The sequence below is a fragment of the Bradyrhizobium sp. GW821-FHT13H06 genome (assembly GCF_058803975.1).
Window position 1 is genome coordinate 562,476 of record NZ_JBXAPN010000001.1, and the last position, 16,513, is coordinate 578,988.

11 protein-coding genes are annotated in these 16,513 nt (G+C 62.1%); 6 read left to right on the forward strand and 5 right to left on the reverse strand.

What is annotated here, in order from left to right; translation table 11 throughout:
- From tssF to AC1RQP_RS02705, 4 genes are all read left to right on the forward strand, one after another.
- On the forward strand, positions 1-1,968 hold the full coding sequence (tssF, locus tag AC1RQP_RS02690; RefSeq protein ID WP_239623589.1) for a type VI secretion system baseplate subunit TssF: 1,968 nt from the start codon (positions 1-3) through the stop codon (positions 1,966-1,968).
- Positions 1,932-2,996, forward strand: coding sequence for a type VI secretion system baseplate subunit TssG (gene tssG / locus AC1RQP_RS02695; protein ID WP_492935836.1), 1,065 nt, complete (start codon positions 1,932-1,934; stop codon positions 2,994-2,996). The genes tssF and tssG overlap by 37 nt, the downstream gene beginning before the upstream one ends.
- Positions 2,997-3,093: 97 nt before the next feature.
- The gene (gene tssH / locus AC1RQP_RS02700; protein WP_492935837.1) at positions 3,094-5,733 is read left to right on the forward strand and encodes a type VI secretion system ATPase TssH; all 2,640 of its coding nucleotides are present in this window, start codon (positions 3,094-3,096) and stop codon (positions 5,731-5,733) included.
- A gap of 5 nt (positions 5,734-5,738) precedes the next feature.
- Positions 5,739-7,325 carry a class I SAM-dependent methyltransferase gene (locus tag AC1RQP_RS02705; RefSeq protein ID WP_492935838.1) on the forward strand — a complete coding sequence of 529 codons (1,587 nt, stop codon included), beginning with the start codon at positions 5,739-5,741 and terminating at the stop codon, positions 7,323-7,325.
- A 152-nt stretch (positions 7,326-7,477) separates the two neighbouring features.
- Here AC1RQP_RS02705 and AC1RQP_RS02710 read toward each other — a convergent pair whose 3' ends face one another.
- The 5 genes from AC1RQP_RS02710 to AC1RQP_RS02730 all read right to left on the reverse strand — a co-directional run bounded on the left by AC1RQP_RS02710 (position 7,478) and on the right by AC1RQP_RS02730 (position 12,047).
- Complete coding sequence (locus AC1RQP_RS02710) at positions 7,478-8,707, reverse strand: matrixin family metalloprotease (RefSeq protein ID WP_492935839.1); 1,230 nt, start codon at positions 8,705-8,707, stop codon at positions 7,478-7,480.
- 113 nt (positions 8,708-8,820) lie between these two features.
- Complete coding sequence (locus AC1RQP_RS02715) at positions 8,821-9,108, reverse strand: hypothetical protein (protein ID WP_492935840.1); 288 nt, start codon at positions 9,106-9,108, stop codon at positions 8,821-8,823.
- Between the two features lie 19 nt (positions 9,109-9,127).
- Positions 9,128-10,156 carry a hypothetical protein gene (locus tag AC1RQP_RS02720; RefSeq protein ID WP_492935841.1) on the reverse strand — a complete coding sequence of 343 codons (1,029 nt, stop codon included), beginning with the start codon at positions 10,154-10,156 and terminating at the stop codon, positions 9,128-9,130.
- Positions 10,157-10,237: 81 nt separating this feature from the next.
- The gene (locus AC1RQP_RS02725) at positions 10,238-10,801 is read right to left on the reverse strand and encodes an OmpA family protein (protein WP_239623582.1); all 564 of its coding nucleotides are present in this window, start codon (positions 10,799-10,801) and stop codon (positions 10,238-10,240) included.
- Between the two features lie 370 nt (positions 10,802-11,171).
- A complete protein-coding gene (locus tag AC1RQP_RS02730; protein ID WP_492935842.1) occupies positions 11,172-12,047 on the reverse strand; it encodes a ferritin family protein in 876 nt (291 codons plus the stop codon).
- Positions 12,048-12,304: 257 nt separating this feature from the next.
- Between AC1RQP_RS02730 and AC1RQP_RS02735 the strand changes: the two genes are divergently transcribed.
- Complete coding sequence (locus AC1RQP_RS02735) at positions 12,305-14,527, forward strand: 4Fe-4S binding protein (protein ID WP_492936368.1); 2,223 nt, start codon at positions 12,305-12,307, stop codon at positions 14,525-14,527.
- A 22-nt stretch (positions 14,528-14,549) separates the two neighbouring features.
- Positions 14,550-16,496 (forward strand): TAT-dependent nitrous-oxide reductase, encoded by a 1,947-nt coding sequence (nosZ, locus tag AC1RQP_RS02740; RefSeq protein ID WP_492935843.1) that lies wholly within the window; start codon positions 14,550-14,552, stop codon positions 16,494-16,496.
- The last annotated feature ends 17 nt before the right edge of the window (positions 16,497-16,513 follow it).

Sequence of the window (16,513 nt, forward strand, 5' to 3'; positions counted from 1 at the left end):
ATGAACCGCGAATTCCTGGACTTCTACAATCGTGAACTGTCACTGCTGTACGAGCAGGCGGGAGACTTCGCCGAAGAATTCCCCGGAATCGCGGAACGCCTCGGCGGCCTGATCCGGGATCGCTCGGATCCGATGATCACCGGCCTGCTGGAGGGCGCCGCGTTTCTCGCCGCCCGCGTCCAGCTGAAGCTCAAGCACGAATTTCCTGAATTCACCGCAAACCTGCTCGAACAGCTGGTTCCGAACTATCTTGCCCCGACTCCATCGGCCATGCTGGTCGCGGCGCGGCCACCCTATGCCGATCCGGCGCTGCGCGACGGCAAGAAGATCGCGCGCGGCGCGTATTTCGACGCCACGTACCGCGAGAGAGAACGAAGCCTCGCCTGCCGATTTCGACTTTGCCGCGATATCGTGCTCTGGCCGTTCGACCTCAACGGCGCCGAATACTTTTCGACAGCCGGCGCACTGCAGGCACTCGGGATACCGGTCGGCGGCGATGTCATAGCGGGACTGAGACTGTCGTTGACCCACCGTACCGCGGCCCGGCTCGAGGAGGAGCCGCCCGACACCGAGGCCCGGACCAAACCGGAAACCTGGTTTGCAGGCTGCCGCGTGGGCGAGCTCCCGATCTACCTCTCCGGCGCGGAGTCGGATTCCATCGCGCTTTACGAGCAATTGATCGCGAATTGCAGAGGTGTCTACTTCCGCCATCTCGACGACTTCGGCGATCCCGTGGTGACGCGTGCGCCGCTCGACTGCGTTCAACAGATCGGCTTCGATGAGAACGAGTCGCTGTTTCCCAACGATAATCGGATCTTCCGTGGCTCGGAGCTGCTGCGGGAATATTTCGCATTTCCACGCAAGTTCCTTGGGGTCAACCTGACCGGACTTCGCAGCGTGATGCCGCGCCTGCGCAGCAAGTCGATCGATATCGTCTTCGCTTTCGATGAACACAATTCGCGGCTCGCTGCCGCGGTGCGTCCCGACAGCTTCAAGCTCTATACTGCGCCGGCGATCAATCTGTTCGAGAAGACGAGCGATCGCATCCCCGTCAAATCGAATACCCACGAATACCACGTGGTGCCCGATCGTAGTCGCTATCTCGAATACGAACCGCACCAAGTGATCGAAGTCTACGCGCACCTTCCGGCGGAGAAGGACAAGCGGCTGGTGCGCCCGCTGTATTCGGCTGCCGTCGACCCGACCAGCGGATCGGTCGAGGGTCTCTATTTCACCGTCCGCCGCCTGCCTCGACGCCGCACAATGGAGGAGAAGACGTACGGCTCATCGTCCGACTACACCGGGACCGACATGTTCCTGTCACTGCTCGAGCCTGGTGAGCTGAGCGGAGAAAACCCCGTTGCCGAACTCAGCGTCCGGGCGCTGTGCTCCAATCGGCACCTCACGGAGCACCTGCCGGTTGGCCACGGCGGCGCTGACTTCCGCCTGCTGGATGATACGTCCCTCGATCTGGTGTGCGTCGCCGGTCCCACACGTCCACGGGAGCCGGTGGTGGCTCAGTTGCGCAGCCGCAGCGAGGTCGCCAATAGCGGAGTTGTCAGTTGGCGGCTGATCAACATGCTGAGCCTGAACTACCTTGGCCTTGTCGAGCGTGGCGGCGGCAAGAACGCCGGCGCGCTGCGCGAAATGCTGTCTTTGTTCGCCGACCAGTACGACGACGCCACGGAACGCAAGATCCGCGGCGTGCGCTCGATCGAAAGCCGGCCGGTAGTGCGGCGGGTGCGAGAGCGCACGGGTAGCGGCGCAGCGCGCGGGCTGGAGATCACCGTCGTACTCGACGAGAAGGCTTTCGAGGGGAGCGGCGTGTTCTTGCTCGGAGCCGTACTGGAGCGATTCTTCGCCGATTATTCGGGCTTCAACACGTTTACCCAGACAGTCATCTCCACGCCGGAGCGCGGCGAGATCATGCGGTGGCAACCGCGCATGGGCACGCGGAGACCGTTGTGACGCTGATCGACCAGATGAAGTCCGAACCCTGGCGGTTCGATTTCTTCAATACGCTGCGCCAGCTGGAGCGAGCCAACCGGGATCGACCGCGGATCGGTGACAGCGCCGCGCGCCGCGAGGAGTATGTTGACCTCGGCCAAGTCCCCTATTTGGAGTTCCCCGCCTCCAATCTTGCAGCGGTCGACGACCAGGACGGCCGGCTCAGGATACTCGTCAAGTTTCTGGGTCTGCTCGGGCCGCAGGGCGCGCTGCCGCTTGCCACCACCGATGAAAGTCTCAGCTGGTGGCTCATGCGGGATGACGCTTTCCCGCGATTTCTCGACCTGCTCAACGGGCGCTTCCTGCAGCTGTTTTTTCGCGCCTGGGCCGATGCGCGCCCGATCGCGCAGCACGATCGGCCGGCTGAGGATCGCTTCATCGCCTATGTCGGCTCCTTCGCAGGCCTCGGCTCCGACGTCTTCGCCAATCGGGACACCGTACCGGACATGGCGAAGCTCGGCTTCGCCGGGCTTATCGCCCCCAGGGCGAAGTGCGCGTCACGGCTGACGCGGTTCCTGCAGGGGCTGTTCGATGTCAAAGTCGAGATCGACGAGTTCGTCGGGACCTGGCTCGCGTTCGACCCAAGTCACTGCAGCCGGATCGGGCAGGCACATGCCAGCCTCGGTCGAGACGCTCTTCTCGGCTCACGGGTGTTCAGCGTCGAGGACAAGATCAGAGTTCGGGTCTTCGTCAAGAATTTTGCTCAATACGAGCAGTTTCTGCCGACCGAAAGCCGCAACTTGTCGGAACCGCTGGCGGACGCCGTCTTCTTTTATATCGGCGACGAACTGGAGTGGGAGGTTGAACTCGCCATTCCAGCGGGAGAGGTCGCCCCGGTCAGACTCGGCCAGAGCGGACGACTTGGATGGACCACTTGGGTCTCGCCGAACTGGACGTCCACGGAAGAATATCGCCGCGATGCCCGCTTTCAGCTTGGCGAGCGCTTGAGAGCCCGTCGGAGCAGCGCAGCGGATGCCGCGGTGATTTGAACCTATCGGCCGCCCCTGTCGTCCTAACATCATGGGATTCGAGGCAATTCCGCCAGGTGCGAGGCATCCGCGGAGCAATTGAGCAGGAGGGGCCGCCGTGACCGACATCAGCCTTGAAGCGGTAACCGGCAAACTGAACCGGGCTGGCTATGACGCCTTTATACAGGCTCTCCGCCACGCCAAGAGCGCCGGCAACCGTAACGTCGAGCTTGCGCACTGGCTCTTTCATATCCTGCAGCAGGACCGCACCGACCTCAGCCTCTCGGTCGACCATTACAAGCTCGACCGGTCACGGTTGCTGTCGGACCTTGCTGGCGTCATCAACGGCTTCCGCAAGAACGAAACCGATATGCCGGGCGTCGCCAATCCGGTCATCGATCTTCTCGATCGCGGCTGGCACTACGCCACGCTCTTCTTCGGCGAAACCCAGATCCGCACCGGCCATCTGCTGGTGGCCGGGCTCAAGTCGAATGACATCCGTCGCACGCTGAACAACCTCTCCCAGGAATTTGCAAAGGTGAACGTCGACGCATTGGCCGCTGAGCGCCGCGCCGTCTGGGCCGGCTCCGACGAGGAGTCCATGCGTCCGATGGACGGCTCGGGGCTGGTCGGCGCCGGCACGGAGGGCGCGGATCAGGCGAGCCCCAAGGGGACGACGCCGCTCGACCGGTTCTCGCAGGACCTCACAGCCAAGGCCAAGTCGGGCGAGATGGACCCGATCCTGGGTCGGGACGAAGAGATCCGCCAGCTGATCGACGTTCTGATGCGGCGGCGGCAGAACAATCCGATCCTCACGGGCGAAGCCGGCGTCGGCAAGACGGCCGTGGTCGAGGGATTCGCCCAGCGAATCGCCGCCGGCGACGTGCCGCCACCGCTACGCGGTGTCAGGCTCTGCGCGCTCGACATCGGTTTGATGCAGGCCGGCGCCTCGATGAAGGGCGAATTCGAGCAGCGCCTGCGCTCGGTGATCGATGAGGTGCAGAGTTCACCGACCCCTATCATCCTGTTCATCGATGAAGCCCACACACTGATCGGCGCCGGCGGCGCGGCCGGCACCGGTGACGCGGCCAACCTCCTGAAGCCTCCCCTCGCCCGTGGCACGCTGCGCACGATCGCCGCCACCACGTGGGCGGAGTATCGCCAGTACATCGAGAAGGATCCCGCGCTCACGCGGCGCTTCCAGCCGATCCAGATCGATGAGCCTGACGTCGAGACCTGCTGCGTGATGCTACGGGGCCTTCTCGGCCCGATGGAAAAGCACCACGGTGTTCGCATTTCCGATGCTGCAATCGTTGCAGCCGTCAACCTCTCGCACCGCTACATTCCCTCGAGACAGCTACCGGACAAGGCCGTCAGCCTGCTCGACACCGCGTCGGCCCGCGTGGCGATCAGCCAGAGCGCGACGCCGGCCCTGATCGAGGATACGCGCGTCGCGATCACCGCTCGCGAAGCTGAGAAATCGGCGCTGGTCAACGACAGCGACCTGGGCATCGAGGACAACGAGCGCGTTGCCGCGATCGACAGTGATATCGCAACACTGAAGGACAAGTTGACGAATCTCGAGGCCGACTGGGCCAAGGAGCAGGAGCTAGTCAAGGACATCCGCAGCATTCGTGACATCCTGTCCGAACCCGGGGAAGATCAGGATCCGGCCGCCAAGCGCGCGGAGCTGCGCGGCAAGTTCGAGACGCTGGAGGGCATCAATCCGGAAAATCGGATGGTCTACGCCCATGTGGACCAGCAGTCGGTGGCGTCCGTGGTGTCCGACTGGACCGGCATCCCGGTCGGCCGGATGATGCGGGACGAGATCGAAACCGTGCTGAAGCTGCCGGAGATCCTCAACCGCCGCGTCGTCGGCCAGTCCCATGGCTTGACGATGATCGCCAAGCGAGTTGAAACCAGCCGTGCCAAGCTGGACAACCCGTCCAAACCGATCGGCGTGTTCATGCTGGCCGGACCGTCCGGCGTTGGTAAGACCGAAACTGCCCTGGCGCTCGCCGAAACCCTCTACGGCGGCGAGCAGAACATGATTACGATCAACATGTCGGAGTTCCAGGAAGCGCATACCGTCTCGACCCTCAAGGGAGCGCCTCCCGGCTATGTCGGGTATGGCGAAGGCGGTCGCCTCACGGAGGCCGTCCGGCGCAAGCCCTACAGTGTCATCCTGCTCGACGAAGTGGAGAAGGCCCATCCCGACGTCCACGAGATCTTCTTCCAGGTGTTCGATAAAGGAGTCATGGAGGACGGCAACGGGCGACGGATCGACTTCAAGAACACCCTGATCATCCTGACCACCAATGTCGGCACCGATCTGATCATGGGGCTTTCGCGCGATCCGAAGTATCGCAATGAGCCGGAGGAACTCGCCAAGATGCTGAGGCCGGAATTGCTCAAGGTATTTCCAGCCGCACTGCTCGGGCGCATCGTCTCGATCCCCTACTTCCCGCTCTCGGACGAGATGCTCGCCGGCATCGCCCGGCTGCAGCTCGACCGGATCGGACGGCGACTGCGCGACAATCACAACGCGGCCTTCAGCTACGACGATGCAGTCGTGGAGCACATCGTGTCACGCTGCAACGATCCGGATTCCGGCGGACGCATGATCGACAACATCATCACCAACACCCTGCTGCCCGAGCTGTCGCGCGAATTCCTCAGCAAATCGCTTGCCAAGGAAGAGATCAAGCAGACACGCGTCTCGATCGCGGACGAAAAGTTCGCATATTCGTGGAGCTGAGCGCGATGAACATTCAGTCGGAGCATCGCCATCCCCTTACCGGCCCCACACCGTATGACGAGGTCTACTACCCCGGCCACGTCTACGGGCTCACCCACCCCAATCATCTCGCAACGATCGCCACCGTTTACGGCATGCAGCCGGCTCCGGTCGAGCATTGTCGGGTGCTAGAGCTCGGCTGCGGCGTTGGCGGCAACCTGTTGCCGATGGCCTTTCAATATCCGGACAGTGAATTCGTCGGCGTCGACCTGAGCGGCGTGACGATCGAGCGCGGCCAGCAGAATATCGCGACCTTGGGCCTGAGCAACATCAAGCTTCTGCACTGCGACATCATGAATGTCGACACAAGCTTCGGGAAGTTCGACTACATCATTGCGCACGGCGTTTACTCCTGGGTGCCGCCCCACGTGCGCGAGAAGATGATGGCGATCTTCAAGCAGAATCTGGCGCCGCGCGGGGTCTGCTATGTCAGCTACAATGCGCACCCATTCTCGCATCTTCGCGACATGGTCCGCGACATGATGCGGTATCACACCCGCCGCCTCACCGGCATGAAGGAGAAGGTCGGACAGGCCCGCGCGATCCTGAAGTTCCTGAGCGAGGGCTCCAAGGCCAACACGGTGCACGGCGCGATCATGCGGGACCAGTACAATCGCGTCCTCAAGGCTCCGGACGAATTGTTGTTTCACGACGACCTCGACGACGAGGCAACCGCCTTCCTGCTGCACGAGGTCGCCGAGGATGCCGCCCGCCACGGCCTGCAGTATCTCGGCGATTCCCATTTCGCGCGCCGCTATCTCGCCGGCCATTCCGAGGAGGTCCGCGCCACGCTGCAGCGCTTCCCGGAGAGCGAGTTCATGGCGCGCGACCAGTATCAGGACTTTGTCGACGGCAACGGCTTCCGTCGTACCTTGTTCTGCCACGACGACGTTTCACTCAACCGGCAGATCGATGTGGATTTCGTCAGGCGATACCACCTCCTGAGCACGACCAGCCCGCTCGATCCCGAGGCCTGCCTGACCGACGATTCCCCGATGGAGTTCGAGAACCACGACGGCAGCAGGATTACGGTGACCAGTCCGATTCTGAAGGCCGCGCATTTGTGCCTCGGCCGGGCCTGGCCGCGGGCGCTGTCATTCAGTGAGCTGCTGGACGGTGCGCGCGCGCTGCTGGACGGCCGCCGAGCCGATGATGACGAACGGGCACTGACGGATGCGGTGTACATCCTGGCCTGCAGCGGCGAGGTCTCCTTCCTGGTCTCGCCGCCTTTCCTCTTGAAGGAAGTTACCGACCACCCGCAGGCGAGCTTGCTGGCCCGCAAGCAGTCGCAGACAGGTCCGCTGGTCACCAACCTGCTCCACCAAACGGTACAGTTGGAGGACGACCGGACGCGGTATTTCCTGCAACTGCTCGATGGCGCTCGTACCATCGACCAGATCACGGCCGAAATGACCGAAGCATTCGGGTCGACCATCCGGGTCGAACAGAAGGACAAGGACGGTAACCCCGCCGAGCCGCTGTTGCTGTCAACCCGGGAGAGCGTCGAACGCTCGCTTGCGATGGTCGGCAAGCTGGGCTTGTTGGTCGCGTGATGCGATAGCGATCCAACTCGAGACGACGGCGCCAGACCACCGCCGTGGACGACGAGATGCGCGCCTGACCTTCAGAGCTTGGAATGTTACCGGATGCCATTTGTGCGGGCTTACCGAACGTCTCCCGCATTATCAAAGGTAGGCGTGTGTCGTCACGACGGGAGCTGGACCAGTGTCTCACATGGGATGATTATATTGTTCAACTGTACGGTCGGGTTCATCAGGAATCCTATGTTGTTCTTTGTCGTGATGTGGCCCAGACCTAGGGCATGCCCGATCTCATGCGCGGGCACAATATTGGTGTTCACGCTTCCCGGCGTTGCGGGATTGAACCATAGCATCCGATTGCCGGGATCGCCGCGCCCGGCAACGTTCGAGTCTTCGTCATCGATGATTTGTGCTGAAATGAACATGGTGATCGCCGCAGGATTAGTGACGAGCGACCTGAGATCGTCAAATCGGAACTCCTGTGCCGTGGTCAGTGGGCCGAAGCCGGAGCGGATGCTAAGTTTCTTGTTCGGATCGATCGGCACTACCCGGCCTTCGGTGGTCACGGCATCGACGATTCGGCTTGTGCCAGATGTGAACGTCAGGTTCGCCTGATTGTCGTAGATCCGACTGACGACGCTGGTAACGGCCCGCTGTGTAGCGATCATGAGGCCGTTGGCGAGCGTCGCCCGACCGAGATGGACCACGTCGATCGGAATCGAAGACGCCTTGCGCACCTGGAGGCGAACCGGGATCGGACCCCTCTGGCCTTCGACGATTACGCTCAGGTCGGCATCACCCTCCAAACGTCCGATTACCGTGACGGCGTCGCTCGTTCGTTCGAGGATTTCCGCCCTAGAACTCTCGAGGGCAAATCCCACCGCAGCGCCGTTTGTCCCTTTCAACTTCAGCTTCCGCGTCTTGCCTATCGGAACCATCTGGCGAACCGGCGCAAGGCCGTCGAATGCCGACCATTCGGCGCCGACCAGCCTGAGCCTTGCGGCACTAAAGCCGCGCGCATCGCAGGGTCCGAATATCGGACCGTCCGGCGTAATCGTCACGTTCACGTCGAGCCCGCCGCCCTTGCGACGGTTGAACATCAGACGCATGCGCTTGATCGTATTCTTTTCGGGGTCGACGCGACCGTCGTGCAGCAGGCCAGTTTGGGCATTCTGAAACACGAGTATCGCGTCGATCACCGGCTCCATGGCTTCCGGCGTGTTGGTCAGATCGTTGATGTCGAGCGTTCCATCGGCCCCGCCGTCCTGGGGTGCGATGCCGTTCAACAGCGTCTTGATCACGAAGATGTCGTCCGGCTGGTTCGAACCCTTCAGGCCAACGGATTCCGCGATGGAGAAGCCGATCAAGTTGATGGGTTTCAGGTTGATCACCATGATACGCTCCGTCCATTGATCTCCGGACCAGGCGCCTTGCGCTCTTTCCGATGGGTCTCATCGGGGCTAGTGAGGTTCAAAGGGCACGGCAGCGATCGGGGCGACTTCTCTTTCTACCGTCGCCGCACCGTTGGATTGTGCGGCGCCGCATCGACCGGAAGATCCAACAGTACGTGTCGGGCGGCGGCAGCGAAACCCTCAATCCCGGCGATCGCGTCTTCAATCGTGGTCTTGGTCATTTCGCAATAGATGGTGGGACGAGGCGATGCTCGCTCATCTGCGTCGTCTGCGCGGCGTCGATGGACACGCGCGAATTCAAGCCAGCTTTCCTTAGCGTAGCCGAAGTGAACACGATCTTGTGCCTTGCCCGCCTCTGACCAAACTGCGGCATCGAACAGCATCTATGTGATCTTCGGAGTGTTAGCCGGGGAAGTCGCGGAACTCCTTGACGAGATTGAACGGAATTTTCCACCCGGCACCTCCCCCGCGCATCAGCATCTTGATGTCTTCCGCCCTGTTTTCTTTTCCGGTTTTCGGATCGGTCTCCAACGTGTGGCCTTGGCTGTCCCAAGGTTTGGTCGCGCTCTTCGAGTAGTAGCCGAGAAAATGCCCAGCCTCATGGGCAGACGTGTTAGGCCCGCGTTGTGAGCTGATGAAGGCAAGGTCTAACGATCGAGCAAACGATCCATTGGGAGACGAGCCATTGGACCAAAGCTTGTCGACGCAGAAAATGGTGAGATGGGCGCCCTTAACTTTGTATTTGACGAAGAAGCTCTTCAGTTTCTCGACCTCGATTGCATCGGGAAAGGCCGCTAGGCTCGCATCCTTCATGCCAGTGGCATTGGCGAGCTCCTGCTTGACGGCAGCCTGCGAGTCGTCGATGACCAGCCAGTCGCTTGGCACTCGCTCGAAACGGATGTTGGCCTGCGGCCTCCATATACTGTTCATCGTCAGCAGTTCATCTTGCTCGTTGCAGGGCTTCTTGGCGTGAAACGCCGGAGCGCCGCCGATCCCCGGAACCATGACGTTGCGGAACGCGACCTTAATCTTGATCTCTGGCAGCACGGCCACATGGAGCCTGGCTTCGATCTTCCGGCCAGCCGACCGAGCCACCACCTCCAGGCCGGGAAAGCCAATCGGCTTGATCCGGCCATTGATTTCGAAGAACCGTGCATCGCTGTTGAAGGTGGCAGGAAGTGACGCCGCCCTGAGCTGCGGATCGATATCGGGTTCGGAGAAGGTGTCTCTGGCTTGCACTACGCGCCTAAGGATATCGGCGCCATCGATCTCCTTGATCCCGAGGGCATGGGGGTTAGGATCGACCTTGAGCTTTCTTCCAGGGTCGATCAGCGCCACGATGTTGGAGCCCCCGAACGGCACCACCATGCCCGGCGGGCTGCGGTGCTCATCGATGCCGGAGCGGCGGAAGACCTCTTGAAAGGCGGCCATGTCTAGTTCTCCTGTCCTCGTTCGGTCCGACAACGGGAAATTCGCGCGCGGAAATGAGAGCCTCCGTCCTGTGGGAAGTGGCTAGATCGTCCCACCGCCGGCGAAGATTTCGACGACCACGGCGCGATTGGCGGCCCTGTTCATCACGGTCGTGTTGTCCTTCAGATACTCGTAGTGTGAAGCGGGCTTGACGGAGAAGACGCGCGAGCGGGCGCTTGGGCCGAACAGGTGAAAGACGTTCCTGGCCCGGCCCGTGCGCAGGAAGATGTTGTTCCGTTCGCCCCCGGCGCTGTCGCTGTATCCGACGATCTGAAACTGCAACGACTTGTCGGTCTCGAATCGGATGAGCTGCGCTGACAGCAGCGGATCGCGCTTGGCAATGTTCTTGAGATGCCGCCAGTCGACGCCGAAATCCCAGATGATGAGATATTGGCAGATGCCAGCCGGCGGGACCAGACTGACGTCCACACCGAGATGGCCGACCTCGGTGCGGGACGTCGCGACTTCATTGGCCAAGTAGGGAAAGACGGCGGCGCTGTGAACCTTGGCAAGCGGCGAGCACTGCGGTTGCTTCGCCATATTCGGCATCTGTTCCACCGGGCCCGGCGGCGTGTATTGCGGCAGTGGCTGCGGCGCGCGTCCCATGGCCATTTCTCCCGTGCTGGCTGGCGTGTCCTGCCCAAAGCCGAGACTGGAGGGAGCGTCGGTTCCCACCTCGGCTATGACTAGTAGTGACGCGAGCGGTCGGGGAAGTTCAAAGGCAAGGTGCGGGGCCCTCAACAGTCATTTCGGGGCGATGCACAGCATCGCGCTATTGTTCTGACTCATTTCAGATTTCATCGACCACCTTGAAAACATTGATTTTTTTGAGCGCGCGGACTCGAACTTCCATTGAGAGCACAGCCTGCCGGTCTGATCTCGCCCACATTGGGTTTCGTATCGCCTCCTGCATCGCAGGACGGCAGCCACGGTCGCAGCGGTGTTGGCTGTGCGACTCGGCACTGCATCAGAAGGTTTAGTCCGCCAAGAGCGACCGCAGCCAGGCCAGCCTCGAGATCGCTTGCTCTGCAAGTTGCTGCAGGCTTTCGACGCATGCTGCATCGCTCGCGCGCTCGGCGGCATCGAGGTAGCCCTCGACGAGGGCTTCGGCGATCTCCAGTGGGTCCTTTCGTTCCATGGAGGCCGGAAAGCTGCCGAAGCCTGCGGCGGCGTCCGCCATCTTGCTTGCCTGCTGGCGAATCTCTCGTGTCCGGACGGCGGCCGGCCCGCTCTGGCGCTGTTCGATCTCGCCAAGTTGCGCGGCTAGGCGGAACTCGAGCCTTCGCGCGTCGATCAGCGGCTGGGGCGTGGTGGATGCCTCGGCGATATCCCGCTCGTGTTGTTGATGGTAGGCGCGACGCCTCTCCTTCCGCAGCGTGGCGACATGGCCGAGTTCCTCCTTGGCCATCGCCTCGGACGCCTTCTTGACCTCGGGATCATGCGAGTAGGCCGCCAGATAGGACCAGAAGGCGAAGGCGCGCTCCTCGTTGCGGACCGCGATGGCGAGCGCGCGGTACGGCGTCATCAATCGTGATGTCTTCACCTCGGCGGCAGCTTCTGGGGCGAGTGCTTCCGGCGCTTCCCAGCGCACCATAGCGGGATCCGGGCGTTTGCCGCGGCGCGATTGCGACCACTGCGTCACACTGTCCACGTGCTCGCGCTCGGCGGCGGCGAGATGCGTGAACACCTCTGCCAGATCATCCTTGCCCTGGCCGCGCATCTCTTTGGCAAGAGAATCGTAATTGTCGGCGGCCTCCTGCTCCATTGCATGCGCTAGCGCAAAGAGCTCGTCGAGAGACTCCAATACACCGGCGGGCTCAGCGCTGAGCAATGAAGTGCGCAAAAGCGGCATGATGAGGGTCCCCAATGCAAACGGATGATTTGGTTCCGCAAGGACAAAAATACAAATATCTTGGTTCGGCTTGACAGAGGTCGACGTGCGCGATGAGTGTGGCACGTCAGCGGCGACAAATCATCGAAGAAGAATCACAAGGCATGCGCGATCCGGGTGGTCGCGCAGATGGCATTTGAATCGACATGTCGAAGCGACCGGATAACGAGATCGCCTTGGCGAGGCGTGCAGCGCTGGCGCTCGCCGGCCTGCTGCTGATGTGTCTGACATATATTTCGCCTGTCTACGCCGCCGGTGATTTGCCGACATACCTGCCGAAGCTTGCGCCTGCGGATTTTTTCCCGGGAGCGGATCGCTTCGGCCCCCCGCAAGGCGATCCGCCGATCGTGCCGGTGTACCGCGGCGACCAGCTGCAGGGGTTTGTCTTCCTCAACTCCGATTTCGCCAACTCTGTCGGCTACTCCGGCAAGCCGATTCACCTGCTGGCCGGGATCGACCCGAAGGGTGTCATCACCGGCATCAAGCTGGTCGATCACAAGGAGCCGATCGTGCTGGTCGGCATTCCGGAAGCGCGCATCGTCGCGGCCGTGAACGGTCTGATCGGCAAGGACATGAAGCCTGTCGCAAGTGGGGCCGAGAGGCCGCCGCAGGTCGATATCGTGAGCGGTGCAACCGTCACCGTGCTGGTCATGGGCGACAGTATCGTCCGCGCGGCGTCCAAGCTCATCCGGAGCGGTCGCGTTGGCGGCGGCGACCCCGCTGCGGCTTCGGCGGCCCTGCCCCCCGTCATCAAGACGCTCGATCTCGAACAGAGCGAAGTCCGCGACTGGGAGAGTCTCGTCGGCGACGGATCGATACGCCGGCTTCATCTCAGCATCGGCGACATCAACGATGCCTTTGCAAAGTCCGGCAGCGCGGCGGCGATCCAATACCCCGAGCCGGGTGAGGCCAGCGAAACCTTCATCGACCTCTATGTCGCGCTCGTGAGTGCGCCCACGATCGGCCGCAGCCTGCTCGGCGAAGACGGCTATCGACGGTTGAAGGATGGCCTGAAGCTCGGGCAGCAGGCGATCATCGTCGCCGGCAACGGTCCCTACTCTTTCAAGGGCTCGGCCTATGTCCGCGGCGGCATCTTCGATCGCATCGAGATCCTGCAGGAAGGCAATAGCACCCGCTTCCGCGACCGCAACCACACCCGCCTTGGTGCACTGGACGCGATCGGCGCGCCCGAGTTCAAGGAAATCGGCCTGTTCGTCACCCCTCCCGAGTTCACCCTCGATCCGACGCAGCCGTGGCAGGTTCAGCTGCTGGTGCAGCGGAGCCTCGGCGGTCGCGACAAGGCATTCCTGACTTTCGACCTCGGCTATGCCCTGCCCGACAACTACATACGCCGCGAGCAGCGCGCGGTGACGGTACCGGAGAGTGCGGCGCCTCCGGCCTCGCAAGCAAGTGCTGCGGCCGCACCGCCCGCGGAGGCAGACGAGCCGCTCTGGATGCGGATCTGGCGGTCGAGCACGGTCTCGATCGGCTTCACCGCATTCATGCTGGCCGCCCTCACCGGCATCTTCTTCTTCCAGAACCTGCTGGTGGCCCGCCCGGTGTTGTATACATGGGTGCGACGAGGCTATCTCGCCGTCGTTCTGGTCTGGCTTGGCTGGTACGCCAACGCGCAGCTCTCCGTCGTCAACGTCGTCACCTTCATCAATGCGCTGGTGACGGGCTTCCGCTGGGAATTCTTCCTCGCCGCTCCCCTGATCTTCATTCTGTGGGCCGCTACCGCCGGCGGGCTTCTGTTCTGGGGCCGGGGCCCGTTCTGCGGCTGGCTGTGTCCCTTTGGCGCACTGCAGGAGCTCACCAACACGGCCGCGAAATGGCTCAAGGTGCCGCAAATAACAGTGCCGTGGGGACTGCATGAGCGGCTGTGGCCGATCAAATACATCATCTTCCTCGGACTGTTCGGCCTGTCGCTCTACTCCGTCGAGATGGCCGAACGATTTGCCGAGGTCGAACCGTTCAAGACGGCGATCATCCTGAAGTTTTCTCGCAGCTGGCCGTTTGTCGCCTACGCCGTCGCCCTGCTCGTCATCGGCCTGTTCATCGAGCGCTTCTTCTGTCGCTATCTGTGCCCGCTCGGCGCGGCGCTTGCCATTCCCGGCCGCATGAGAACGTTCGAATGGCTGCGGCGCTGGGAAGAATGCGGATCTCCCTGCCAACGCTGCGCCAAGGAATGCCCGGTGCAGTCGATCCATCCCGAGGGTCACATCAACGTCAATGAGTGCATCTACTGCATGCACTGCCAGGAGCTCTATTACGACGATCACCGCTGCCCGCACATGATCCAGGTGCGGCTGAAGCGCGAGAAATTCGCGGCCATGTCCTCGCCCTCGATGCGCTCGAGCGGCAAGGGTCCCACGACCGTCATCACCGCCAACGGCAAACCTGTCGGTGCGTCGGCAGTCATCTCTCCACCACGAAACTGAACCGAAAGCCGAGGAGGCTATCATGAGCGAGAACGAGCAGGCAAAGGGCGTCAGCCGACGAACAGTGCTGGGAACAACGGCGGCCGCAGCGGGCGTGGGCCTTGCCGGCGGAGTCGCGATGAAGGACGGCGGCTTCGTCTCGTCCGCGGACGCGCAGACCAAGAATGCTGCGCCGAAAGCGCCCGCGGCCCGGCCAGCCGTGCAGAAGACCGAGGTCGCGCCGGGAGAGCTCGACGAATATTACGTGTTCTTCTCCAGCGGCCAGTCCGGCGAGATGCGCATCATCGGCCTTCCTTCGATGCGCGAACTGATGCGCGTGCCGGTGTTCAACCGCTGCAGCGCGACCGGCTGGGGCCAGACCAACGAGAGCCTCAAGGTTCTGACCGAGGGGATGCAGCCCGCGACCCGCGAATTCCTCAAGAACCGCGGCGGCACGTACCTGAACGGCGACCTTCACCACCCGCACGTTTCGTTCACGGACGGCACCTATGACGGTCGCTATGCCTTCATGAACGACAAGGCCAACAGCCGCGTCGCGCGGGTGCGGCTCGACATCATGAAATGCGACAAGATCATCGAGCTGCCGAACCAGCACACCGTCCACGGCCTGCGCCTGCAGAAATATCCGCGCACGGGATATGTCTTCGCCAACGGCGAGGATGGCGTGCCGCTGCCCAACGACGGCAAGGTCCTCGACGATCCCAAGCAGTATCGCTCCATTTTCACGGCGATCGACGGCGACACGATGAAGGTGGCCTGGCAGGTGATCGTCAGCGGCAACCTCGACAACGTCGATGCCGACTACCAGGGCAAGTACTGCTTCGCGACCTGCTACAACGGCGAGGAAGGCGTCACCCTCGCGGAAATGACCGCCAGCGAACAGGACTGGGTGATCATCTTCAACATCAAGCGGATCGAGGAGGCCGTGAAGAAGGGCGATTTCAAGGAAATGAACGGCGTGCCCGTCATCGACGGCCGCAAGGGCTCGGCCTACACCCGCTACATTCCGGTCTCGAACAATCCGCACGGCATGAACACGGCTCCCGACGGCATCCACATCGTGGCGGCCGGAAAGCTCTCGCCGACCGTGACCGTGATGGACGTGCGCAAATTCGACGATCTGTTCGACGACAAGATCAAGCCACGCGACGTTGTCGTCGCCGAGCCCGAACTTGGCCTCGGCCCGTTGCACACCGCCTATGACGGCAAGGGCAACGCCTACACCACGCTGTTCCTCGACAGCCAGGTCTGCAAGTGGAGCATCGACCTCGCCAAGCGGGCCTTCAAGGGTGAGAAGGTCAATCCCATCCTCCAGAAGCTCGACGTGCACTATCAGCCCGGTCACAACCATACCTCGATGGGGCAGACCAAGGAGGCCGATGGAAAGTGGCTCATCTCGCTGAACAAGTTCTCGAAGGATCGCTTCCTGAACGTCGGGCCGCTCAAGCCGGAGAACGATCAGCTGATCGATATCTCAGGCGATCAGATGAAGCTGGTGCATGACGGCCCGAGCTTCGCCGAGCCGCATGACGCCACCATCGTCCACCGCTCCAAGATCAACCCGATCTCGATCTATGACCGCGCGGATCCGATGTTTGCGGATGCGGTCAAGCAGGCCAAGGCCGACGGCATCAACCTCGAGGCGGATTCGAAGGTCATTCGCGACGGCAACAAGGTGCGCGTCTACATGACGTCCACCGCCCCCGCCTACGGCCTCGATCAGTTCCAGGTCAAGCAGGGCGAGGAGGTCACCGTCTTCATCACCAATATCGACGCGGTCGAAGACCTCACGCACGGCTTCTGTATCGTCAACTACGGCATCAACATGGAAATCGGGCCGATGGCCACCTCGTCGGTGACCTTCACCGCCGACAAGCCAGGCGTCTACTGGTACTATTGCTCCTGGTTCTGCCACGCCATGCACATGGAGATGAAGGGCCGGATGTTCGTCGAGCCCAAATCGGTCTGAAGTCGATCTGATCGGAG

Excerpts from the sequence above, each read along its gene's own strand:
- tssF (WP_239623589.1), top strand. The coding sequence starts at position 1 with ATGAACCGCGAATTCCTGGACTTCTACAATCGTGAACTGTCACTGCTG.
- AC1RQP_RS02705 (WP_492935838.1), top strand. The coding sequence starts at position 5,739 with ATGAACATTCAGTCGGAGCATCGCCATCCCCTTACCGGCCCCACACCG.
- AC1RQP_RS02710 (WP_492935839.1), bottom strand. The coding sequence starts at position 8,707 with ATGGTGATCAACCTGAAACCCATCAACTTGATCGGCTTCTCCATCGCG.
- AC1RQP_RS02715 (WP_492935840.1), bottom strand. The coding sequence starts at position 9,108 with ATGCTGTTCGATGCCGCAGTTTGGTCAGAGGCGGGCAAGGCACAAGAT.
- AC1RQP_RS02720 (WP_492935841.1), bottom strand. The coding sequence starts at position 10,156 with ATGGCCGCCTTTCAAGAGGTCTTCCGCCGCTCCGGCATCGATGAGCAC.
- AC1RQP_RS02725 (WP_239623582.1), bottom strand. The coding sequence starts at position 10,801 with ATGGGACGCGCGCCGCAGCCACTGCCGCAATACACGCCGCCGGGCCCG.
- AC1RQP_RS02730 (WP_492935842.1), bottom strand. The coding sequence starts at position 12,047 with ATGCCGCTTTTGCGCACTTCATTGCTCAGCGCTGAGCCCGCCGGTGTA.
- AC1RQP_RS02735 (WP_492936368.1), top strand. The coding sequence starts at position 12,305 with ATGTGTCTGACATATATTTCGCCTGTCTACGCCGCCGGTGATTTGCCG.
- nosZ (WP_492935843.1), top strand. The coding sequence starts at position 14,550 with ATGAGCGAGAACGAGCAGGCAAAGGGCGTCAGCCGACGAACAGTGCTG.